Here is a 20,918-nt window from a genome sequence, read left to right on the forward strand (position 1 = left end):
ACTCACGGTAAATGTATGGCGCCAATAAACTATATTTTCTGTCACCCAACTCGGAATCGGTAGGCAACAGAATTAACTGCCGCGCTGCGTGTGGATAATATAGGGGCGGTTTCAAATTCCAAGTGCAACGGTTGTTGATTCGCACATAGCCTCATCCTTTTGGCAATTATGCAGGAATTCGGCATAAACTTCCAAGGGGGTTCTAAACCCGAGAATTTTTCTCGGTCTCGTGTTCAGTCTGTATGCGATTTCATCCAGTTGCTCCTGCGAGTAGGTCGACAAATCGGTTCCTTTGGGTAAATACTGGCGCAGTAGTCCATTGGTGTTCTCGTTACTTCCGCGTTGCCAAGGGCTATGAGGGTCGGCAAAGTAGATGGTGATGCCCGCTCGCTCACTGAGCGTTTTATGGCAGCTCATTTCCTTACCTTGATCATAGGTCATGGTTTTGCGCATCGGCTCATGGACACGGTTCAATGCGTTACTGAAGCCTTCCAGTGCGGCTTCAGCCGTGCCGGACGTCATAGCCGCCAGCATCACAAGGCGGCTGCTACGCTCGACCAGCGTGCCTACCGAAGAACGATTGCCTGACCCCTTGATCAGATCACCTTCCCAATGCCCTGGAACCAGCCGGTCTTCAATCTCCGGTGGACGTACATGCAAGCTGTTCATATCAGGTATCTGACCACGCCGATCGGTTCCTCTGGCGCGAGGACGTCTGCCCGTGTGAGATTGCCGCAAACAGCTCAACAGTTCGCTGCGTAATTCACCGCGTGGGAAGGCATACAGTGCGGTGTATATCGTTTCATGTGACACCGTAAGGGCTCCCTGCTCTGCATACACGCGCTTGAGTGTGCCAGAAATCTGTTCAGGCGACCAACCTTCATGCAGAAAGTAATCGACTACGCCAAAAAGCAGGCTATCCGGTAATAATTTGCGCGGCTTTCGAGCCATATGGCGTAACTGCCTCGCTCGTATCCCCGCCGTACCTGCGCAATAGCTACCAGACTTGACTGGATTGCGTAACAATTCGCGACTGATCGTTGACGGAGATCGCTGTAATCTCAAAGCCATCGCCCTCAGGCTATGTCCATCTGACTTCATCAACATGATCGCGGCACGATCCTCTGCACTTAAGTGATTATATTTCTTTTCCATTGCAACACCTTATCATAGTGTTGCACTTGTATTTTGAGCCCGCCAGGGTTAATAAGTTGTCTTGATGTTGACGATCTATACGTCCCAATGGAGTATCGAAAATTACTGGTAATTTCCTACCGGAAACGTCCTGAAGCGCCCATAGCAAGGCTGTGGCGGCCAGTTGCTCCCGCATCTTTATCTTGATCTGCTGCTTGTACGCATCCAATAGCTGGCGCATGTTGTCCAGTAGATTCAAGCGGTTTTTTGCGGCATGAGATTCCTTTGTCTTTTGCTGTAAAGACTCGATCTGTTTTATCAGTGGTCCGAATTCGCGACGGGCATTCGCCATGTCGGTTTCAATTTTCCTTGTGCGGTCACGCTTGTTCAATAAATCGTCTTGCGTTTGCGCTAATACACGCTCCAACTGTTCCAGGCGCATTTTGTCGTCTTCGGAAATCTGACGGACGTTTTGTAGCTGGTTTTCCAGCGTCATTATGGTCTTTTCGGCTTTTAACGCGCAGGCTATATTCTCTCTAATCGTTTCGGAAGCAATTTGTTCCGGTTGGTAAGCCGCGAGCAGATTGGCAAGCCGCTTCGCGCGCCCGGTTCCGATTTGGAATAAACTGTCCCTGTCTACGTTAACATCGTGCGATTCCAACAACTTTAAAATACGAGCCTGATAGAATTGCTTTTGGCTGTCGTTGAGCCGGTTATCCGGGTAAGGCGGAATAGTAAATATCTCCGTAAGCGGGCCTTTCAGCGAAGCCAATAATTCCGAGGTCACATTGCCTTGACTGGATGCGCAGCTTTCCGCCGCCAGCATCGCTTTTTGAGTTAGTTGCGGAGTGATGCGAAAAATGCCGTCATTCTCGAAGACGGAGGACAAAGCCGATAACGCCACGGCCAAATTTTCTTCTTCCTTGCGTTTCTCCGCGTCCAGTCGCGCAGCGCCTTCGATGCTGCCGGCTCCTCGCAATAATCGAATTTTATGTTGTAGTCGGCGTATTTCGGCTTCCGACTCATCTATATCACCAAAAACTTGCTCTCGTTCCTGTTCCCGCTCGGAAATCAACAGGTTCAGTGTTTCTCGGCGGTGTTCGGCATTGAGTAACTCCTGTTGGGCTTCTGCTCTGAGCGCCTGTCGGTTCCAGTCTCGACGTATTTGCTTTAGACACTCCTGCACATTATCAACCGAGCGGATATTGAGCAGTTGCTCCATTTTTTCGATGGTTTGGTTGCGATTGGCTTCCGCCAGATACCCGACTTCTTCGGCATCGAAAAAGAAAAAAGGAATATAGTCTAGCGGCAATAATCTGGACAGGTACTGCTGTGCCTCATCCTTGCTAAATTCGGGGTTGTGCGGCGCCTGTACGGTCAAGCTATCCTTTTAATCGTCGCTCCGCAAATCCCAGCTACGCGTAATACGCGTCTCTTGGTCTGTTTCGTCTAGTAAAACGGCACTGACACCGCAACGGGCTTCACCGCTGGCGCGCGCCTTGTGATTTAAAATGCCCCACCGCTCTTGAGTGCCCAGCACGAAACTTTTTTGCGTGCCTGGACTGCCGCGTTGCATACCGGCCATTAACTCTTTGGTGACTCCGCCAAACAGCAGCTTGACGCTGTTCAGAAAACTGGTTTTACCATAACCATTACGCTCCATTATTACAACGATATTTCCCGCTTCGCCTTGCGGACGAGCGAGATCGAAGCAGACTTCGCCATAATAAGAAAACAGGTTGTGAATAGTGACGGATTTAAAAATCATTCCATTAAAACAAGTTTATTTGTAAGTGCAGACTCAACGGTTTTTTCCAAATCGCGTCTTAAATTGGCCTGACTACCCCATTGACTCAAATCCGGGTATTTCTCTATCAGCGCCGCCATATCATCAGCCAATTCGCCGGGAATGCCGTAAGAGCTTGCCAGTTCTCTCAGTATTCCCTTATGTTTCTCATTCATCTGTGGTTAACTGCTCTGCTTTCCGAGACTTTCGACACTATATCGCTCAGTAATTAGCTAATCACTATCCGCCCACTGTCAACTGTTCCTGGCCAAGCATCAACAACATTTCATAAACGAGTTGCAGCACCAGCGTCGAGTCCCTTCCTCTCGAATACGCAACCATCCAGAGCTTTGCGTCGGACAATAAGTTGTTTTTTAAAAGCGACCGGGAATATTGGATATGTGATTCCAGTAATTCGGCGGCTGTTGGCATCAAGGAAGTTGCGTTCACAGTACGTTTATTTTTTCGATAGTAACTATACAGCCTACCTGCTGGAGAGGAGGTGAGTCAGGCGAGACCTTTTGCGCCCATGGATGGGCGCATAGAGCTTCCATGGATGGACTTGCAGCGTGTCTCGACTGGCTTGCCTCAATTCCGACTGCTTCGGTCATGACTCAAAAGCACTCACTGAATAGTTACTTTCGATATTCATTTCTGATTTTACAAATCAGGAGAAAGCCGGAATAGTGCAGCATTGGGCTACAATAGTATAGGCTAGGAGTCGTTGTGATATTGGAGCCCAACACATGCCGCGTCCTCGTTTTCGAGTATTCGCCAACCCCCGCGTTTTGATCGTCATTGCCGGTTTGTTGGCCGGTATTATCGGCATTTACAGCCTGGCCGGCTTCGTCCTTGTTCCCCGGCTGCTGCAATCCCGGCTTCCGGCGATAGCCGCCGAGCAGCTTGGCCTGCATATGGAAATCGGCGCAGTGCGCATCAATCCGTTTGCATTTACCGCGCATGCGGAAAAATTGCGCATCCTGGACAAGCATCAACAGCCTTTGTTCGACATCGGCGCGCTGCAGGTGAATGTCGCCGGCTTGAGGTCGCTGCGGCATCCGGAACTGCATATCCAGGAAGTTCTGTTGTCCGATCTAAACCTGCGTCTGCACCGTTCGAAAAACGGGAAGTTCGATGCGTTGCCCGAACTGCGTTCATCAAGTGGTCAGACTGCGGGGGTGCCGTTCGTTATCGACAGGATAGTCGTGGAAAACGCCGCAATCGAGTTGGACGACGCGTCGCTGCAGCCGGCGTTTCAAACCCAATGGCGCGTGCATAATGCCGAGGTGCGGGACTTAAGCAGCCGAACCGGAACGCATGCCGTTGTGATGCTTGCCGCCGATGGAAAAACCGGACATGAACGGCTCGAAATCAAAGGGCATATCGGTTTGATGCCTATGAAAATTGACGCCGAGATCATTCTGAAAAACCTGGAAATAGAGCAAATCGCGCGCTATTTCACCACGGAAAGCCCTTTTGAAATCAAAAAAGCGGTTTTAAACGCCTCTATCAATTTCTCTCAGGAAAAGGACAGGCACAGCTTCAAGATAATCAACGCATCGCTGCACGAGCTTTCCGTTTCATGGAAGAAGACGGATGCTTACCTGAAAAGCAGGGAGGTATCGCTTGGCAATCTGGAAATGCACAGTCACGATGCTGAAATTCTATTGACCGATTTTACCGTCCGCGAATTGTCCATGGGCATTCTGAACGACGGCCAGGAGAGTAAAGCCACCGCTATCGATTGTCCGCTTATCGAGGCGCGTGGAATCAAGGTGAACACGGATAAGTCTGTCTTGAAAATGGAGCGTTTGACTTCCGGCGGCGCCAATATTCCGCTGTGGCGGGACCGGAACGGTCAGTTCAGCCTACCCGGCGCGCCATGGAAACAGCAGCAGGCCGCCCAGCCGGCTGTAGCATCGATAGCCGGGCAGGTGGAGGACCATTGGCAAATCGCCATCGGCATGATCGAGCTGAAACAGTACCGTGCGATATTGCAGGATTTTTCGCTGCCGTCAAATCCCTCTTACCAGTTTCCGCCGTTGCATCTGCAGCTTGATGGTTTCGATACTCATCCCGGTGCGCAGATACAGATCAATCTAAGTACGGATGCAGCGTCCGGCGGCGAGACGCATATCGAAGGCAAGCTGTCGTACAATCCGCAACTGGTCGCCGACCTTCATTTCAGCGTTGAGAATATGCCGCTGTCGCCGTTACAGCCCTATCTGGATAAATATGCGCAAATCGATCTGGTCAGCGGCCTGTTGGATGTCAGTGGCGACGTCGACTATTATCAGGGCGGTGCGGGCGATTCGATACGGTTTTCCGGAGATGCCGGCGCTACCGGTCTACTGACGCGCGACAAGCGTTTCGGCAAGGATTTTCTGGGCTGGAAAGCTCTGAATTTGAAAAAAATCGTATTCGAAAGCCTGCCCGCACAGCGTTTGAGCATCGGCGATATTTCAACGGTCGAGCCTTATGTCCGCATTGTGATCGCCCGCGACGGACATATCAATCTGAAAGAAAACCTGAAGCAGCGGCAGGCGTCCGCTTTGGAGGCGTCATCATTACCTTCATCTTCGGCAAAAGCGCTATTGGTTACCATAGGCGCTTTAAGAATCCGCGACGGGCAGGCCGATTTTTCCGATTACACGCTGAATCCGACCAGCTTTTCGGCTGATATCAAGGCGCTTAACGGGACTATCCTCAGTCTGTCGTCCGAGGAGAATACCCGCTCCGATGTGATGCTGGAGGGTCGCATCAATACCTATGATCCGGTAAAAATTTTCGGGCAGATCAATTTACTCGCAGCGAAAACCTACAGCGATCTGACGCTTCAATTCAGCGATATGGATCTGGCCCCTTTTTCGCCGTACGCGGCAAAATTTGCCGGATACCGCATTGACGAGGGCAAGCTGTCGATGGATTTGAAATATCAGCTCAAAGACGAGCAGCTCGAAGCCAGTAATCGTTTTCAGATAGACCAGCTTACGCTGGGGGAAAAAGTGGACAGCGATAGCGCGACGGATCTGCCGATAAAGCTGGCGATTGCGTTGCTGAAAGACGGCAGCGGACGCATCGAGTTCGAGCTTCCGGTAAGCGGCGATTTGAAACAGCCTGACGTCAGTATCGGCGGCATATTGGCCGACGCCGCGATGAAACTGTTCACCAAGCTGGTCAGCGCGCCGTTTTCCGCCATGGGCGGTTTATTCTCGATAGGCGCGGATACGGAAGGCTATGCCGCCTGCATTCCATTTGCGCTGGGGCAAAGCCGGTTAACTATTGGCGATACGCAAAAACTGTCATCGCTGACCGAAGTGCTGAAAGAGCGGCCGGAATTGTATCTTAGTATACGCGGCAACGCCAATTCCACACTCGACAGGTTGGGGTTGGCGGAAAGCGCGCTGATGACGCAGCTGAAAAATACCTGGAAAATATCATCCGGCCGTGAAAATCCGGGCGCAGGCGGTGGGGAACCCGGCCCGGAGGATTATAAGCGCTTGTTTATTGCATTTTACCTGAGCAAGTACCCGAACGACCCTCTCGCTACGGCGCTCCATAACGCGCCGGACAGTGTGGAGGAATATACTCAGGCCAGAAAAAAGGTTCTGGAAAGCTGGAAAATCATGAATGCCGATTTTCAGCGTCTGGCGCAAAATCGGGCGCAGTATCTGCGTATTACCATGATTCGCCAGAACGGACTTGCTGAAAACCGTATTTATCTGCAGGACAACGTCATTACCCAGGGTGGCAACACGCCGCCGGGGGCGTGTCTTTCCCTGGGTAGTCAATGAGAGCGTATCAGCGGCGGCCGCGGCCGCCGTTGCGCGGACCTTTGTCCAGGGTAACGTAAATGGAGTTTCCGCCAAAGTCGGAACCGTCCAGACCGGCAATTGCGGCGCGAGCTTCATGTCCCTCCATATTGACGGTTGCAGTGCCTCTCGCCTTTCCGGTGAAGAGATCACGGCTTACCTTGATATCAAAAACCTTGCCATGAGTGGCAAAAAGCTCGGTCAGGTTGGCTTCTGTGGTGGTGGGAGGTAAATTTCGAACAAAAAGCGTCAGCATGCGTACGCACTCCTTTGGTATAGTGATCAGAGACAACACGCCACACAGGCGCGTCCATGAGGAAGAAGCGAGCGAATTCGGGCTTGCTTCCTGGATTATTCGGGTACCGCTTACAACGCGGCAACATTCTCAGCTTGCGGGCCTTTCCGGCTATCGGCTGCATTCGATAACGTTCGTACGCCGACCTGCACGCAAGGGTTAGACCCCGCATTCCGGTTGGCGAAGAGAACGAACAGATAAAAACGTTTGTTTTGTGGATTCTAACTGTCCTGCCTGTAGGCACATGAACCGCTTGCGCTCAGTTCGGACCGAAAACCAAACAAGCTGAAAATGCCCGGTGGATGCTTATGGAAACAGACAGTGGAAACAAGAACAGCTTCAGGTGAAAACAAGAGCGGCTTGTGTAACGCAGATTCCAATACAACGAATTAACGATAGCAGAAAACCCGTTAAAATACAAGAAAAACCGGATGCTCTTGAAGAGGCATCCCGGCCGGGTGCCTGACAGAATCAGGCGTTGCGCTTACTTGAAGTAGATTGGCGGGTTTTCCGGGTAGAGCGCGACGAACCACAGTACGGCGTGCAGTACGACTATGCTCCAGAATATCCATTGGTAAGACGGTTTTTTGGCTTTATGGCGGAACTGATTTTGGGCTAGCAAACCGCCCGGCCAGCCGCCCATCAGCTCCAGAAGATGAAGGTAAGGTTCGGGTATGCGCCAAGTCCCTATCATCGCCTGCTTTTTATCCGCAGCATAGCACAGCACAGTCAACGCGCTCATGAATATGTAGGAAACCAAGGGAATCGGGTTGGCTCGCGTCCAGATTAAATAGAGGGACAATGCCAGCGGCAGGGTTATCAATATCCGGTTAAAAAACTGCTCCACGGGCGTATGTCCCATCGCTGCGCCCGGCTTGCGAGGTTTGTAGTCCACGCCTTCTATATGCGCGCGTTCAATACGGCGCTTGGCCGCACTTTCCCGGTCATTGTCGGCGGCGGAAAAATGAATGATGTCGCCCACCGCCGGACGGCGTTTCAAGCCTTTCCCAAAGGCGCTGATATGCACAAAAAAATCCCTGCCGCCCGCATCCGGCCTGACAAAGCCGAAACCCTTGCCGTCGCGCCATTCTATCAGCCGCCCTGTAGAAAACTTTGCCATTTCCGTTGCAGAGGAGTGCGAGAGGTAGCTAAGCGTATCTTAATGACGGCGGTTGATGATGAAGTGCGAAATGGCGCGAAGATAATCCGCCGTTTCACCGAAGCCGCGCAGACTGTCCAGCGCTTCCTCATGTAAGTCCAGCGCCTTGGTTTTTGCGCCGGCCATGCCGAGCAAAGCCGGATAAGTCGGTTTATTGGCATCCCGATCCTTGCCTTGCGTCTTCCCCAATGTCGCGGTATCGCTTTCTTCGTCCAGAATATCGTCCTGGATTTGGAAAGACAGACCGATGCATTTCGCATAACGGTCGAGCCGCTCCTGATCTCTTTTTGCCAGACCCGGCTGGGTCAGCGCGGCGAGACACACGCTGGCCCGTATCAGCGCTCCGGTCTTGCGTATATGCATGCCTTCGAGTTCGGGCAAGGTGAGCGCCTTGCCGACAGAGTCCAGGTCGATGGCCTGACCGCCAACCATGCCCAGCGAGCCGCTGGCGGTCGCCAATGTTTCCAGCATCGCGAGACGGTTCTCCGCGCTTACGGCAATATCGGGGTCATGCGCCAATACATGAAAAGCCAGCGCCTGCAATGCGTCTCCCGCCAGAATGGCTGTGGCGTCGTCATAGGCCTTGTGACAGGTCGGTTTGCCGCGTCGTAAATCATCATTGTCCATTGCCGGCAAATCGTCATGGATCAGTGAGTAGACATGAATAAACTCAATCGCGCATGCGGGACCATCCAGCGTCGTTTGCGCGATTCCCAATGCATGACCGGTTGCGTAAACCAGCAAGGGTCTCATGCGCTTGCCTGCTCCCAGCGTGGAATAGCGCATGGCTTCGTGCAGACGGGCAGGCGCTTTGTCCGCGGAGGGCAGGCGCGCATCAAGGGCTGCTTCCACGCGGCTCTGGCAAGCCAGCATGAATGTTTCGAGTGAGTTTTCAGGATTCATCATTGGTAAAAGGCTGTAGTGTGATTTCCCCCCGATCTTCCAGCAGAACCTGAACTTTCTGTTCCGCTTCCTTCAGGGCTTTTTGACAAAACCGGGATAGCTGAACGCCGCGTTCGAACAGTTTCAGCGACTCTTCAAGAGATAACTGTCCCTGCTCCATGCGTTCGACAAGCTGCTCCAGCTCATGCAGGGAGTCTTCGAAATGCAGCGTTTTTTTAGCCATCTGTACTTTGGTTTCAACGGAGCTTCACATTATCACATAGTTTCTCTCGCGCTTCATGCTGTACCCAAAATGCAACAGGCTGGGTTATCGAGATAATTGATTAGTAAATAGATTATATTTTCCTGGAGCTTTAGCCCTTAATAAAACTTTAATCATCATAACGATAGAATCTGCCCATAGTGATGGGGTGTGGGTATATTTTTTGCATGAAAATTGTAGTAAATGTGACATTTTTGTGTAGTGAAGCAAACAAGGGAGTTTGATCATGAGCAGTACCCTACCCAATACCGGCAGTCGCGAAATCAACCTGCCATATCTTATGCGTTTTATGGGAGGACTGCAGGAGGATCAACGCAGTCTGCAAGAGATTCAAGCGGTATACGATAACCTGACCCTATTGGGACAGCTGTTGTGCGCGGGCACCGATATCACCGGCATGCGTCGGGATTTCAATCAATTGGCCAAAGAATTGATGGATCAACTGGCATTGCAGTTTCACAAGAAAGCCGTGCTGGGCCTGCAGTTCAGCGCCAGAATCGCTATCGATATACTGATCCGCAATCTCTTTGAACGTACCGCTGATATCGGTTTTCTGGCAACAGACCGGGATATTCGCAGGTGCGCTGAAATGGTGCATGATGCATCTCGACGATGCGATAAGAGTGCACTGGTAGGGCGTTTTCGAGAGTATGTCAATAAATATTCGGTCTATCACAACATTATTTTGCTGGCTCCGGATGGGCGCGTGCTGGCGCAGCTGGATGCCGAAAACGAAGTATATAACTCCCAGGACCCGCTTATCGAGCAATCGCTGACCACGGCAAATGCCTACGTCGAGACGTTCCGTCCCACCGATCTCCTGCCCGGAGAAAATTCGCCGCTGATCTATTCCTATCGCGTCATGTCCGAAGACGGCGAAACGCCGCTGGGCGTTTTATGCCTGTGCTTCCGTTTCGCCGACGAGTGCCAGCGCATTTTCGAGAATCTGCTGACTCCGGGCGACTGGCGCGTACTGATCATTCTGGGCGAGGACGATAAAATTATCGCCAGTAGCGACATCTATCAATTTCCGATCGGCGCCAAACTGGAACGCATCGCGGACGACGATTGCCGTATCGTGCGCTTTGCCGGCCGCGAATATCTGGCAACCACCTGCCAGACCAAAGGATATCAGGGGTATAGCGGCCCGGGCTGGAGCGGCTATGCGCTGGCGCCGCTGGTTCATGCGTTTGAAATGGCGGAGGCGCGGGAAATAGAACATGTGCCCGCCGCGCTGCGCGATTGCGTGTTCGAAACGGCCACGCTGTTTTCACCGGAGCTGCGCGATATTCCGCTCAGAGCCGCCAGCATACAGTCCGAGCTGGATCGAGCCGTTTGGAACGGCAATGTCTGGCTGGCGGCGCAAGGCGACGATCAGGCGCTGAATCGCTCATTCGCCAAGGTGCTGCTGCGCGAAATAGGCCTGACCGGCATACGCACGCGCAACGTATTCAGCGAGTCGATCAGCAATCTCTATAAGGCCGTCATTTCTTCGGCGCTGTACGACTGCGCCAGTCAGGCGGCGCTGGCCATCGATATCATGGATCGCAATCTCTACGAACGCGCCAACGATTGCCGGTGGTGGGCGCTGACCGGGGCGTTTCGCGAAGCGCTTTCGACTACGGCCAATATCGCCGATGATAGTGCAAAGCAAAGCCAGCTGACGGCGATTCTGCGAACCATCAACGGCTTATACACGGTATACAGTAATCTACTGCTGTTTGACCGGGTAGCCCAGGTTGTTGCAGTTTCCAGCACCGCGCATACCGATCTGGTCGGCCACCGCCTGCAGGGCGAATGGGTGAGAAAAACCCTGGCGTTGCCGGATACGGAAAGTTATTGCGTCTCGGCTTTTGATGCGACGGCTCTATATGAAGACGCGCCGACGTATGTCTATGCCGCCGCCGTGCGCAGCATGGAAAACGGTAACGGCGAATCGACTCCTGTGGGCGGTATTGCCATCGTTTTCGATTCGACCCCTCAGTTCGAGGCGATGCTGCAGGATGCATTGCCGCGCACCGAAGAAGGGACGCTGATTGAAGATGCTTTCGCCATATTCGCCGACCGGCAGGGGCGGGTGATAGCCAGCACCAACCCTGCCATCGCGCCCGGCAGCGAGTTCCCGATAGCGCGCCAGTTTTCGCGCCTGTCGGCCGGGGAAGGCTACGCTGACATCATCGAATACACCGATCGTTACTATGCGATCGGGGCCTGCATGTCCAAGGGGTATCGCGAATACAAAGGGCCGGACGACGCTTACCGTAACGACGTGCTGGCGCTGGTGCTGGCGCCGTTGTCGCAATCCACGGTCAAGCAGCCCAATCTGCAATTGCTGCAGCGGCTTACGGAAGACAGCCATGTGCACCAGCACAATTTTGGCGACGACACCATCGATCTCGCCACGTTTTATATCGGCAATCAGTGGTATGCCGTTTATCTGGACAGCGTGGTCGAGGCAGTCTTTGCGCCGACGGTAATTCCGATTCCCTGCTCACCGTCCTGGCAGCGTTTTGGCTGCATGCGTCACGCAAAGCAGATTATTGCCGTATACGACCTGTTGCAACTGTTGCCTGAAGCGGACGGCAGTTCCTTGAATCAGGCGGTGATTGTGCGCAACAAGGAAAACGGGCAGAATTTCGCGATCATGGTGACTCGTCTGGGCGAAATCGTGGAAATCAATCGTTCGCGCATTACTCCGATTCCCGGCGCATCGAGCAACGATAGAACCATTGCCGAAAGCGTAGTCAATCCGCTCTCGAACGACGAACCGGCCAGCAATGTGCTGGTAATTCTGTCGATAGACAATATTTACCGGCTGGTCAGCGGGCTGCAGCTTGATGCGCTGCAACAGCCGGGAGAAGGTATTTAAGGTTCTCATAGTTGATCTGGGTGGACTGGCGCCACCCATCAATCTTGCCAGGTTTTGCCAAACCGATTAATCTTGAGCCATGAGCACAATGAACATATCCTTACCCGACACGCTCAAGTCCTTCGTGGATGAGCAGGTCAATCAAGGCTGCTACGGCACGAGCAGCGAGTACGTGCGCGAGCTGATCCGCAAGGATCAGGATCGCCTGCGTCTCCGCGGCCTCCTGCTCGCGGGCGCGGCGTCTGCACCGGCAACCCCGGCCGCCGATCCGGCCTGCTTTTTCGTGAGCTTCTGCCGTTAAACCAGCCGCTTCAGCGCGACTTCCATGTACCGGCAGAGAGACTCAAGCGCAACCTGATCTTATCCATTTCTGAAATCGAAGAAGCCTGCCTCGGCGGCAGTCGCGGCAGGGTGCGCCTGATACCGCGCGCCATGAAAGGCGAGGGGGTTTGGTTGCCCCCACGGGAAAAGGGCATGGGGGCAAGTGGATCAGGTTGGCTGATACCCAACGAATAACGGAGAAAACGGAATGAATGAACTCTTTCAAGCTAAAGCCGCCATCGCCGCACACAAGGAAACCGACGCCTACTGGAAGTGGAGGGGTATAGCCCCCACTGTGCATGAATAATGGGTCGTTGTCCGGGGCGCACAGCGACTGAGGCGTATCGCCGGCCGTCATTCGAAGGGGGAACGGTTGTTATGTCAGCATCGTGGTGCGGCGGTTTGCGCGTATACGCGATCTGCCGGCGGGGCTGAATGGCTCTAGGCGGTAGCGCTTCGGTTATCGTTTTCAGGGAACGCGCAAGATCCTAAGTTTGGGCGTTTATCCCGCTGTTGTCTGAGGCAGAAGCGAGAGTTACGAGACCAGCATCGATAGGTGGTTGCTACTGGCGTTGACCCCGGCATTCAACATCGCTCTACAAGTCACCAACTCAATTTTTGCATGACTGGCTCATTGCTCAACAGAAGGAAAAGCTGGTAGCATGAAATCGACCTTTTGGAGTACGAAAAACTGAGGGAAGCTTATCCGGAAACGGAGTTGAAAGCGGCGCGTCAGAAACGCGACGAAGCGCGCGAATTGTTAATATGGACCACGGCGAACAGCGCAAGGCGCAAAAAAGCTTCATGAAGGCTGAGGCGATGACATTCGAGACGGTGCCCATGGAGTTTCATGCCGCCAGCCTGCCGGGGGGTTACGGGGGCTTGGCTACAACAAGCAAGCGTTGGCGCGCTGACATATTCCCGGCCCTTGGCGGCAGCCATGAGCGATGAAATTAACATCCTTTCATCTTCGCAGAAGAACCTGTTTCTTCGATGCCAGTATCGCAAATTCATTATTTCCGAGGACTTTATGACTTTTGAGGATTTTATGACAATACAGCCGCCTCCTGAGCAATTTGCAAGAGAGGTTATGACGCTCTTTATCCATCAAAAAAAAATGCAGGCCGGAGACTCGATTCCTGCCGGCGATGCACTCGCCTTCTGGCAGAAAAATCAGCATCGCTCTGATGACTTCAGGGCCGGAATCGGTTTTGCGCTGGATAACGGCTGGATTGAAATCCGGCACGATAGTTTGAACTGGTTCCATTTAACCGAGAAGGGGTATGCTGAAGCCGGCATGGATTACGGTCAATACTAATCACTGTTTTTGGAGAGGTGAATCGCTGCCGGCGTTTCGTGGGTAATAGGCAGTCAAGCGGTTACCGCATCAACCTTGAGAGGCGGTTTGCACGTATAAACGCATTGGAACCAGACATCGCGGCAAATCAACTGCCGCAGTTCGGGAAAGCCGGCGCTGTCGGCCATGACCTGCAAGGCGGCGAATGATTCAGGGAAATCTTGCGTAGTGATATGCTCCAGCGCGGCTTCGGTCTCGGCGTCTTCGAGACAATGCCAGTTGTTTTGCGCATAAATGCGTATGGCGTCCATGTACTGTTCTCTCGACTCCGTTTCAGTCCTCAGCGTATCGACGACGACCAGCAGCCCGCCGGGATTTAGTACGGAAAAGCAGCGTTTGAAAAACTCCTGTTTATCTTCATGCGTCAAATGATGCAGGGCAAAGCTGGAAAACACGGTATCGAAGGTTTCAGTGATCGCCTCCAATCCCGAAAGCATATCCATTTGCAGTAAGCGGATGCTCAAACCGCGCGCTTCCAGCGCAGTCAGGTTCTGCGCGGCCAATTCCAGGGAAACGGCCGACAGATCGAGACCGGTATAGTGCCGGAAGCCGCCTGCTTCCAGCAGCGCCGGAATGAAGCGCGCATCCCCGCATCCCGCATCCAGAAAACTGTTGCGGCCGGTGGACCGCCGTTCCTTGAAAAAAACGGAAAGCGCAGCGTAAATTTCTCTATGGAACATGTGATTACCGAGAACGACCTTTCGATAAATTTCCTGTCCATCAAAAAATCGACTTATTTCATCAAGTCTGGGCTGTGTGTCGGATGTCACAAACTTCACCGCAGGTGTTGGGTTGAGTGGAGTATGCTCGTGAATAATGATCAGGAACATATGGGGCGCGGTCGGGAGCGCACGGCTTGTACCATGTTATGCCCGAATCCAGCCTATAGTGGGATTTTACCACGCAGCCGGAGTTTGCTCCGTTTTTCGTAATGCCATGTTCATGGCTAATTATGTAGATAATTGGATACGGTGTTTTACTGTGCGCTTTAAACTGTAAAAGTTGCTAGACTTAATGGCCCGGGCTTTGGGGCGAACTGTATACACAATGCGGATGTTGCGGTGCGGGCGGGCGAACAGGGGCACCTGATGCGCGCCGGCGGCCGCTTTGTTCCCGCCGCATTAACCGACTGACAATTAACCAGAAGAATAGTGTGCCTCTATGATAAAAACGTCAAACAACAACCACGATGTGGTTGCTCTGCAAACAGCAAGCGGTTTTGCGCTGGCGGGCGAGGAAGAGGCTGAAAGGCATTATCTGGGGCAATTCATAGGAGGTGGGCGGCACCGTGAATGCGCTGCGTTTCATTACCAAGAATATTCTGGCGGTGGTTCCCGAGCAATCCACTACTATCGATTGGTTTATCGACTCTCTGGTACTGCCGTTGAGCGAGCCGGTGGAGGTCAAGGCGGGCGACGTGATTCGAGTGGCTTTCAGCTATCTTGCGGGCGCATCGATCCAGTCGCTGGAGAAAAACATGAGTACTATGCTGATCTGGGCAATAGGTTGATTTTGCTTCTCTTATTGCGATAAGGTTTTGGTGTTGGCGTAAAACGGGATATGGCGCTCCGCGTTTCGGTTTTTAAAATCCGACAGGATGGTGTACAGCGATGAAAAATAATCTTTATTTCCTGATGGCGGCGCTGGTTTTCGTTGTCATGATGACATGTCCGGGGTGTGAAGAGTATCACAGGCCCAACCCTTACAAGCAATCCGCCAGCGACCCTAATCAGATAGATAATCCGGAGCGTATCGATGTTATCGTAAAGGATGCATCGAACATGAACGACAAGTTCCAATGTTTTCGCGAATGCGACCGGCGATGTTTCGGCGAAATTTGTTACAACAAGTGCTCCGATGCGTGTGATAAAGATAAAGACTAGGTTCCGTTGACGTTACAAGGAAAAACAGATCCACTATATCAATGAGTTAAGATGGGTCGCAAAAGTAAACATCGTCATGCCGACAGGGAATGACCGAATCAAGACCCCCGATGGGGTCAGGGTAACATCCTTGGCGGCATGAGGCTAACTGTTTGATTCAATGTTATCGTTAGGTCAGCATAACCTGAGGCAGGCATACATGTATCGGAATCGGAAAAAATTGAAACAACGTTTGCTGTCTTTGATGGGAGCGGCATTTTCGCTGTTTTTTTTTCTTGAAGCACATTCCACACCCGTGCCTGGAAATAATACCTCTCATTCGCAATCCACGACTGCCATAGCCAACCCGGCGTCGCAAAACTGTATCAAGCGGGGCGGTACGCTTACTATTCAAAAGCGCGGCGATGGCGGCGAATACGGTATCTGCATTTTTGAGGATAACAGGCAGTGCGAAGAGTGGGCGCTGCTGCGCGGAACCTGCCCGGTCGGCGGCAGAAAGGTCACCGGGTATGCAACGGAAGCCGCCCGGTATTGCGCCATTACCGGAGGGCGGTACCGGATAAGCGGCGGTGATGGACAGCCGGAGCAAGAGCCGGGAAGCTGTAGCCGGGCGGATAAAACCTGCGAGGTCTGGGCCTATTTTAATGGCCGTTGCCGTTTGGACGATTAAAGCATTTCCAGTAACGCGCCGATATATATGGAGAGCTCCGGTTGTCAGCCCGTCGCCGGAGCCTAATCATGGTCAGTGGTTACGAAACTATCTATTATTGAGGAGGCATTATGAGCGTTAACGGAGTTCCGAGCCTGTCTGCGAATCTGTCTACCGCCGCCGCCAATCCGCATCAGAATATAGGTGTGGCGATGTTCAAAAAGGCATTGGATAACGATGCTTCTACCACGCAGTCACTTATCAGCGCTGCTACTTCAGCGCCTTCCGCAACGAACCTTCCGCCTAATCTGGGGCAGAATGTGAATATCACGGCTTAACCGCCGAAAGTGCAAGCCCGCAGATTGGCTTTTTTAAATAAACAATCAAGATCATAAGCGAGAGGGTTGATATGGCTTGCAGGAGCAAACCAAAATGGTGTTTCGCAATTGCCGGTTTGACGTTGACCCTGATGGGGGCAATCAGCGATTGCGCATATGGTCAGGACTATACGGGCGCATTGATAACTTTTCCTACCAATGCCGCGTTTAACCCTGCCTATATTTATCTCTGCACGAATACCGGCGGTGAAGGCGATGCCGCAATATGTCAAACGCAACTGCAGCTGACTAATAACGGTTATGTCACCGGCGTGACCCAATGGAACGGCAATCAACCCGCGCCGTGGGCTTTTCTCTATACCTTGGGAACCTATGTGCTATGGCAGCAGGATGCGAGTCAGGATGCCTCGAGCTGGCGGAGTTGTACGGTAACGGTAGCCACTGATGGTCTTCATACGGGCGCCGAAAATCATCCTTACAGCTGTCCAGGCTTGTCATGGTCGAATAGCCACGGTGACGATGTTGTAGATATTGCTTTAATGGCAGCCGACGGCAATGGTTTTTTCATTCCCGCGGGAACGCTGGTGCCGTTGCCGGCGCCCCAGCAGCCGCTGAATCCGAATGAGACGGTCCCTGCTCCGCAACGGACAATCACCTTTATTAACAAAAGCGCCAACTACACCGCCCTGTGTATTAACCAACTCGGCACATTTACGCAGACGCCATGCAGTGGAGAAGCAGGCAGCTTCTCACTGGACGCAAAAGGGAAACCAAAGGGAACTTATGTTATGGATGTTCCGGCAGGCGGCTGGAATTCCGGGGTGACTGTGGTATCGGGGATCAAATTGAAGGGGCAGCAACAAACCGCTTTTATAGCGACCGGTCAGAATCTGAATACCCCAGATGATCCGGCTTACGGCGCGCGGATCGAGTGGGTGATGTATCCGCAAACCGGCAGTACGACGACGGGGGTAACAACAATCGATGTGTCGCTGGTTAATGGCTACAACGTCGGTTTCAAACTATACCCGGACTCTCACACCGTCTGTAGTCGCGCGCATCACGAGGGCGGCGCAGCGCATTTCAGCCTGTATTCCAAATCCGACAAAATGTCGGAGTTCCCATATGATGGTTCCAGCCCCAGGTCGGATTGCCCTTCCGGCATGCTGGCGCACGGTCAGGGTCCAAACGGCGCGACTCACACTTTGGGCTGCTACAGCGATTGCGCCTGGGCGACCAAAAACTCATCCGCTCAACAGCAACAACTTTGTTGTCAGGGGAGTTACGACAACCCTCCGGGGTCTGCTTCGAATGCATGCCCGACAGCTTCTCAAATCGCAAGGCCTTATTCAGCGGCGCTTGATACCCAGGTTTTGAGAAACGGCTATACCTGGGCTTATGACGACTACCGGGGGACTTTTACCTGCGACGGCAATGAGAGTTATACGGTTGAGATAACGGATTTCGACAGTAGCGGTTCAGCTCCGTCGCCCCCCGGCGGTTCGTACAGCGTTACGCCGCTTATTGGTTCAGGCAGCGCAGTCATCAATACCGCCACGGGCATGCAATTGACAAATGACGCGGTGTTTGCGACCGCATCGCCATTGGCGGTGACGGTAAACGGACAAGCGGCAACCATTTATCTTGGAACCGGGCAAGTGACAGGTCCGGGTGCAACAGGCGTGGTAGTTTCCGGGGCGTCTCCGTCAGGCGGCAAGGTAACGGTCGCTTTCCCTGGGAACTAAGCTGTTGTTTCTCGCCCAGGCGAACAAGAGCTTGGCAGTTGTTGACTGGAATCGCTTATCACGGAAGATTTTTTCGTAACTGTTATTCAGTACAGTCGCGTGCGGCGTGTTGACAAGGGTTGGGGTAAGGTCGGTTGGCCAGACCGACCATGGCATTGATGTCATGGTCGGGACTCCGCAGCCTGGTCCCGAGCGTAGCCGCAGGGCTGATTACCGTGTGTCTCGACAGCCTTTCCCAGCTCCATGGCAGGTTATATCCTGTCTTATCAATAGCCTGCCGGCAGGCTATTGTTTATTCGCCGATGAGACCGTCAACCGGCGATGAGGCTGAGGCAAAACGTTTACGCGGTATGCGGCCCGCGCGGAACGCTTCCCGTCCCGCTTCTATGGCTTTGCGCATCGCGGAAGCCATCAATACCGGGTTTTGCGCGCCGGCGATGGCGGTGTTCATCAACACGCCGTCGCAGCCGAGCTCCATTGCGATGGCTGCGTCGGAAGCAGTTCCGACGCCGGCGTCAACCAGTATAGGCACCTTCGCATTTTCCAGTATGGTCAGTATGTTGTAGGGGTTGCGTATGCCCAGGCCGGAGCCTATCGGTGCAGCCAGAGGCATTACCGCAACGCAGCCCAGTTCTTCCAGACGTTTGGCGATGATAGGGTCGTCGTTGGTGTACACCATGACGTCGAAGCCTTCGCTGACCAGCGTGCGCGTCGCTTCCAGCGTGGCGATGATGTCGGGCAGCAGCGTCCTGACGTCGCCCAGCACTTCGAGTTTGACCAGGTTGTGTCCGCCGAGCAGTTCGCGCGCGAGGCGGCAGGTGCGCACCGCTTCCTCGGCGCTATAGCAGCCGGCGGTGTTGGGCAGCAGGGTATAGCGTTCCGGCGGCAATACATCAAGCAGGTTGGGTTCGCCCGGGTTTTGTCCGATGTTGCTGCGACGGATTGCTATGGTGACGATCTCTGCGCCGCTGGCTTCGGTCGCCAGTTTTGTTTCCTGCAGGTCGCGATATTTTCCGCTGCCGACCAGCAGGCGCGATTGGTAAGTCTTCCCTGCTATAACCAACGGATCGCCGCTTTGGCCTCCGCCGATGGCGTGTACGATTTCAATTTTGTCGTTTTCCTGCAGCCGTTGGCTGTCGAAACGGCTTTGCGGAATGATTTCGCGGTTCAGCTCGACGGCGATGCGCTTGCCGGTCAGCTCCAGCTCGGCAATCAGCTCAGACAGCGTTGCCTGATTATGCATGGAGCGGATTTTTCCATTGACAGTGAGTTGCATTGAGTCGATTCTCCTGCTTATTTCTGTATGCGACGCCGTGTGTCGATCGCTGCGGCCAGTTCCTGCAACAGCGTGACGCTGTCGTTCCAGCCGATGCAGCCGTCGGTAATGCTTTGACCGTAGATCAGCGGCTGACCGGCAACCAGCTTTTGCTGTCCCGCCAGCAGATGACTTTCTATCATGCTGCCGGAAATCCGGCAGTCTCCCCCTGCTATCTGCATTGCGACATCCCTGCCGACAATCATTTGCCGCTGGCAATCCTTCATGCTGTTGGCATGACTCAGGTCTACCATTATTTTAGCCGGCAGTCCCGCATTTTCCAGCGCGTCGGCGGTTGTCTGTATGCTGGCTGCGTCGTAATTCGGCTGTTTGCCGCCGCGCAGGATAATATGGCTGTCTTCATTGCCGGTAGTGGAAAAAATGGCGGAATGACCCGCCTTGGTCAGCGACAGGAAATGATGCGGACGGCGAGAAGCGGAAACGGCGTCCAATGCGACCTGTATGCCGCCGTCGGTTGCATTTTTGAAGCCGACCGGACAGGAAAGTCCGGATGCCAGCTCGCGGTGCACCTGGCTTTCCGTGGTGCGCGCGCCGATAGCGCCCCAGGAGATCAGATCGGAGACGTATTGCGGCGTAATCAGGTCGAGATATTCGGTAGCGGCCGGTACGCCGATCTGGTTCAGGTCGAGCAACAGTTTGCGCGCCAGCCGCAGTCCGCGGTTGATGTTGAAGCTTTCGTCCAGGTCCGGATCGTTGATCAGGCCTTTCCAGCCTACCGTGGTGCGCGGTTTTTCGAAATACACGCGCATGACGATAACCAGATCGCGTTCCAGCGCCTGCTTTTGTTCCAGCAGCCGCCGGCCGTATTCCAGCGCTGCTTCCGGGTCGTGAATCGAGCAGGGGCCGATGACAACGAGCAGGCGGTCATCCTGTCCGGCCAATATGTTGTGTATCGCGCGCCGGGCCGTGTATGTGGTCAGCGCGGCCGTGTCGGTGATCGGATATTCGTCGTGCAGCTGGCAGGGGTGGATGACTTCCTTGATTTCGCAGATGCGAAGGTCGTCGGTTTCAAAGTTCGAGTCGTTATAGAGTGCCGGGTCTTTCATGATTTTATATGCGAAGGCCGCGA

Annotated in this window: 20 protein-coding genes; 9 read left to right on the forward strand and 11 right to left on the reverse strand. The window is 53.4% G+C overall.

All coding sequences use genetic code 11. The features are described from left to right. Window positions 1–111 precede the first annotated feature (111 nt). Genes F6R98_RS02005 through F6R98_RS02020 form a run of 4 tightly spaced genes read right to left on the reverse strand, consistent with a single transcriptional unit; the run spans window position 112 to window position 3,096 of the window. The gene (locus F6R98_RS02005; RefSeq protein ID WP_153247527.1) at window positions 112–1,155 is read right to left on the reverse strand and encodes an IS30 family transposase; all 1,044 of its coding nucleotides are present in this window, start codon (window positions 1,153–1,155) and stop codon (window positions 112–114) included. Then, the gene (locus F6R98_RS02010; protein WP_153247528.1) at window positions 1,139–2,515 is read right to left on the reverse strand and encodes a hypothetical protein; all 1,377 of its coding nucleotides are present in this window, start codon (window positions 2,513–2,515) and stop codon (window positions 1,139–1,141) included. The genes F6R98_RS02005 and F6R98_RS02010 overlap by 17 nt, the downstream gene beginning before the upstream one ends. A gap of 9 nt (window positions 2,516–2,524) precedes the next feature. Continuing rightward, a complete protein-coding gene (locus F6R98_RS02015; RefSeq protein WP_153247529.1) occupies window positions 2,525–2,902 on the reverse strand; it encodes an ATP-binding protein in 378 nt (125 codons plus the stop codon). After that, window positions 2,899–3,096, reverse strand: a complete 198-nt coding sequence (locus F6R98_RS02020; RefSeq protein ID WP_153247530.1) for a DNA modification system-associated small protein — start codon at window positions 3,094–3,096, stop codon at window positions 2,899–2,901. The genes F6R98_RS02015 and F6R98_RS02020 overlap by 4 nt, the downstream gene beginning before the upstream one ends. Before the next feature lie 570 nt (window positions 3,097–3,666). Between F6R98_RS02020 and F6R98_RS02025 the strand changes: the two genes are divergently transcribed. Beyond that, a complete protein-coding gene (locus F6R98_RS02025) occupies window positions 3,667–6,714 on the forward strand; it encodes a DUF748 domain-containing protein (protein WP_153247531.1) in 3,048 nt (1,015 codons plus the stop codon). Between the two features lie 7 nt (window positions 6,715–6,721). On the opposite strand, the gene F6R98_RS02030 is transcribed toward F6R98_RS02025, so the two are convergent. The 4 genes from F6R98_RS02030 to F6R98_RS02045 all read right to left on the reverse strand — a co-directional run bounded on the left by F6R98_RS02030 (window position 6,722) and on the right by F6R98_RS02045 (window position 9,312). Beyond that, window positions 6,722–6,988 carry an RNA recognition motif domain-containing protein gene (locus F6R98_RS02030; RefSeq protein WP_153247532.1) on the reverse strand — a complete coding sequence of 89 codons (267 nt, stop codon included), beginning with the start codon at window positions 6,986–6,988 and terminating at the stop codon, window positions 6,722–6,724. A 523-nt stretch (window positions 6,989–7,511) separates the two neighbouring features. Further along, window positions 7,512–8,147, reverse strand: coding sequence for a DUF1294 domain-containing protein (locus tag F6R98_RS02035; protein WP_153247533.1), 636 nt, complete (start codon window positions 8,145–8,147; stop codon window positions 7,512–7,514). 39 nt (window positions 8,148–8,186) lie between these two features. Then, window positions 8,187–9,089 (reverse strand): (2E,6E)-farnesyl diphosphate synthase, encoded by a 903-nt coding sequence (gene ispA / locus F6R98_RS02040; protein ID WP_153250868.1) that lies wholly within the window; start codon window positions 9,087–9,089, stop codon window positions 8,187–8,189. Next, on the reverse strand, window positions 9,079–9,312 hold the full coding sequence (locus tag F6R98_RS02045; protein ID WP_153247534.1) for an exodeoxyribonuclease VII small subunit: 234 nt from the start codon (window positions 9,310–9,312) through the stop codon (window positions 9,079–9,081). Before F6R98_RS02045 ends, ispA begins: the two co-directional genes overlap by 11 nt. Before the next feature lie 265 nt (window positions 9,313–9,577). Between F6R98_RS02045 and F6R98_RS02050 the strand changes: the two genes are divergently transcribed. The 3 genes from F6R98_RS02050 (at window position 9,578) to F6R98_RS02060 (ending at window position 13,859) form a co-directional block, all read left to right on the forward strand. Then, window positions 9,578–12,220, forward strand: coding sequence for a chemotaxis protein CheW (locus tag F6R98_RS02050; protein ID WP_153247535.1), 2,643 nt, complete (start codon window positions 9,578–9,580; stop codon window positions 12,218–12,220). Between the two features lie 88 nt (window positions 12,221–12,308). Beyond that, on the forward strand, window positions 12,309–12,521 hold the full coding sequence (locus tag F6R98_RS02055) for a type II toxin-antitoxin system ParD family antitoxin (RefSeq protein ID WP_228125043.1): 213 nt from the start codon (window positions 12,309–12,311) through the stop codon (window positions 12,519–12,521). Window positions 12,522–13,391: 870 nt separating this feature from the next. Then, window positions 13,392–13,859: a hypothetical protein gene (locus F6R98_RS02060; RefSeq protein ID WP_153247537.1), complete on the forward strand. Its 468-nt coding sequence runs from the start codon at window positions 13,392–13,394 to the stop codon at window positions 13,857–13,859. Between the two features lie 53 nt (window positions 13,860–13,912). Here the strand turns inward: F6R98_RS02060 and F6R98_RS02065 are convergent, their stop codons facing one another. Beyond that, entirely contained in the window at window positions 13,913–14,578 is a 666-nt protein-coding gene (locus F6R98_RS02065; RefSeq protein ID WP_194270096.1) for a class I SAM-dependent methyltransferase, read from the reverse strand. 608 nt (window positions 14,579–15,186) lie between these two features. Between F6R98_RS02065 and F6R98_RS02070 the strand changes: the two genes are divergently transcribed. The 5 genes from F6R98_RS02070 to F6R98_RS02090 all read left to right on the forward strand — a co-directional run bounded on the left by F6R98_RS02070 (window position 15,187) and on the right by F6R98_RS02090 (window position 18,513). Beyond that, window positions 15,187–15,408, forward strand: a complete 222-nt coding sequence (locus tag F6R98_RS02070) for a hypothetical protein (protein ID WP_153247539.1) — start codon at window positions 15,187–15,189, stop codon at window positions 15,406–15,408. A 100-nt stretch (window positions 15,409–15,508) separates the two neighbouring features. Further along, window positions 15,509–15,781 carry a hypothetical protein gene (locus F6R98_RS02075; protein WP_153247540.1) on the forward strand — a complete coding sequence of 91 codons (273 nt, stop codon included), beginning with the start codon at window positions 15,509–15,511 and terminating at the stop codon, window positions 15,779–15,781. 220 nt (window positions 15,782–16,001) lie between these two features. After that, window positions 16,002–16,451, forward strand: a complete 450-nt coding sequence (locus F6R98_RS02080) for a putative hemolysin (protein WP_228125044.1) — start codon at window positions 16,002–16,004, stop codon at window positions 16,449–16,451. Window positions 16,452–16,561: 110 nt separating this feature from the next. Next, window positions 16,562–16,768 carry a YjfB family protein gene (locus F6R98_RS02085; protein WP_153247541.1) on the forward strand — a complete coding sequence of 69 codons (207 nt, stop codon included), beginning with the start codon at window positions 16,562–16,564 and terminating at the stop codon, window positions 16,766–16,768. Between the two features lie 71 nt (window positions 16,769–16,839). After that, a complete protein-coding gene (locus F6R98_RS02090; RefSeq protein ID WP_153247542.1) occupies window positions 16,840–18,513 on the forward strand; it encodes a thaumatin family protein in 1,674 nt (557 codons plus the stop codon). Window positions 18,514–18,805: 292 nt separating this feature from the next. Here the strand turns inward: F6R98_RS02090 and thiS are convergent, their stop codons facing one another. Beyond that, the gene (gene thiS, locus F6R98_RS02095; protein ID WP_153247543.1) at window positions 18,806–19,789 is read right to left on the reverse strand and encodes a sulfur carrier protein ThiS; all 984 of its coding nucleotides are present in this window, start codon (window positions 19,787–19,789) and stop codon (window positions 18,806–18,808) included. 17 nt (window positions 19,790–19,806) lie between these two features. Further along, window positions 19,807–20,895: a 3-deoxy-7-phosphoheptulonate synthase AroG gene (gene aroG, locus F6R98_RS02100; RefSeq protein ID WP_153247544.1), complete on the reverse strand. Its 1,089-nt coding sequence runs from the start codon at window positions 20,893–20,895 to the stop codon at window positions 19,807–19,809. Window positions 20,896–20,918 lie beyond the last annotated feature (23 nt).

The organism is Candidatus Methylospira mobilis (assembly GCF_009498235.1).
Lineage (GTDB): Bacteria > Pseudomonadota > Gammaproteobacteria > Methylococcales > Methylococcaceae > Methylospira > Methylospira mobilis.

What these genes read in the sequence shown, in the direction of transcription:
- F6R98_RS02090 (WP_153247542.1), top strand. Translation starts at nt 16,840, where the DNA reads ATGGCTTGCAGGAGCAAACCAAAATGGTGTTTCGCAATTGCCGGTTTG.
- F6R98_RS02045 (WP_153247534.1), bottom strand. Translation starts at nt 9,312, where the DNA reads ATGGCTAAAAAAACGCTGCATTTCGAAGACTCCCTGCATGAGCTGGAG.
- F6R98_RS02085 (WP_153247541.1), top strand. Translation starts at nt 16,562, where the DNA reads ATGAGCGTTAACGGAGTTCCGAGCCTGTCTGCGAATCTGTCTACCGCC.
- F6R98_RS02050 (WP_153247535.1), top strand. Translation starts at nt 9,578, where the DNA reads ATGAGCAGTACCCTACCCAATACCGGCAGTCGCGAAATCAACCTGCCA.
- F6R98_RS02035 (WP_153247533.1), bottom strand. Translation starts at nt 8,147, where the DNA reads ATGGCAAAGTTTTCTACAGGGCGGCTGATAGAATGGCGCGACGGCAAG.
- F6R98_RS02030 (WP_153247532.1), bottom strand. Translation starts at nt 6,988, where the DNA reads ATGCTGACGCTTTTTGTTCGAAATTTACCTCCCACCACCACAGAAGCC.
- F6R98_RS02055 (WP_228125043.1), top strand. Translation starts at nt 12,309, where the DNA reads ATGAACATATCCTTACCCGACACGCTCAAGTCCTTCGTGGATGAGCAG.
- F6R98_RS02065 (WP_194270096.1), bottom strand. Translation starts at nt 14,578, where the DNA reads ATGTTCCATAGAGAAATTTACGCTGCGCTTTCCGTTTTTTTCAAGGAA.
- F6R98_RS02015 (WP_153247529.1), bottom strand. Translation starts at nt 2,902, where the DNA reads ATGATTTTTAAATCCGTCACTATTCACAACCTGTTTTCTTATTATGGC.
- F6R98_RS02020 (WP_153247530.1), bottom strand. Translation starts at nt 3,096, where the DNA reads ATGAATGAGAAACATAAGGGAATACTGAGAGAACTGGCAAGCTCTTAC.
- F6R98_RS02075 (WP_153247540.1), top strand. Translation starts at nt 15,509, where the DNA reads ATGAAAAATAATCTTTATTTCCTGATGGCGGCGCTGGTTTTCGTTGTC.
- F6R98_RS02025 (WP_153247531.1), top strand. Translation starts at nt 3,667, where the DNA reads ATGCCGCGTCCTCGTTTTCGAGTATTCGCCAACCCCCGCGTTTTGATC.
- aroG (WP_153247544.1), bottom strand. Translation starts at nt 20,895, where the DNA reads ATGAAAGACCCGGCACTCTATAACGACTCGAACTTTGAAACCGACGAC.
- F6R98_RS02060 (WP_153247537.1), top strand. Translation starts at nt 13,392, where the DNA reads ATGCCGCCAGCCTGCCGGGGGGTTACGGGGGCTTGGCTACAACAAGCA.
- F6R98_RS02005 (WP_153247527.1), bottom strand. Translation starts at nt 1,155, where the DNA reads ATGGAAAAGAAATATAATCACTTAAGTGCAGAGGATCGTGCCGCGATC.
- thiS (WP_153247543.1), bottom strand. Translation starts at nt 19,789, where the DNA reads ATGCAACTCACTGTCAATGGAAAAATCCGCTCCATGCATAATCAGGCA.
- ispA (WP_153250868.1), bottom strand. Translation starts at nt 9,089, where the DNA reads ATGAATCCTGAAAACTCACTCGAAACATTCATGCTGGCTTGCCAGAGC.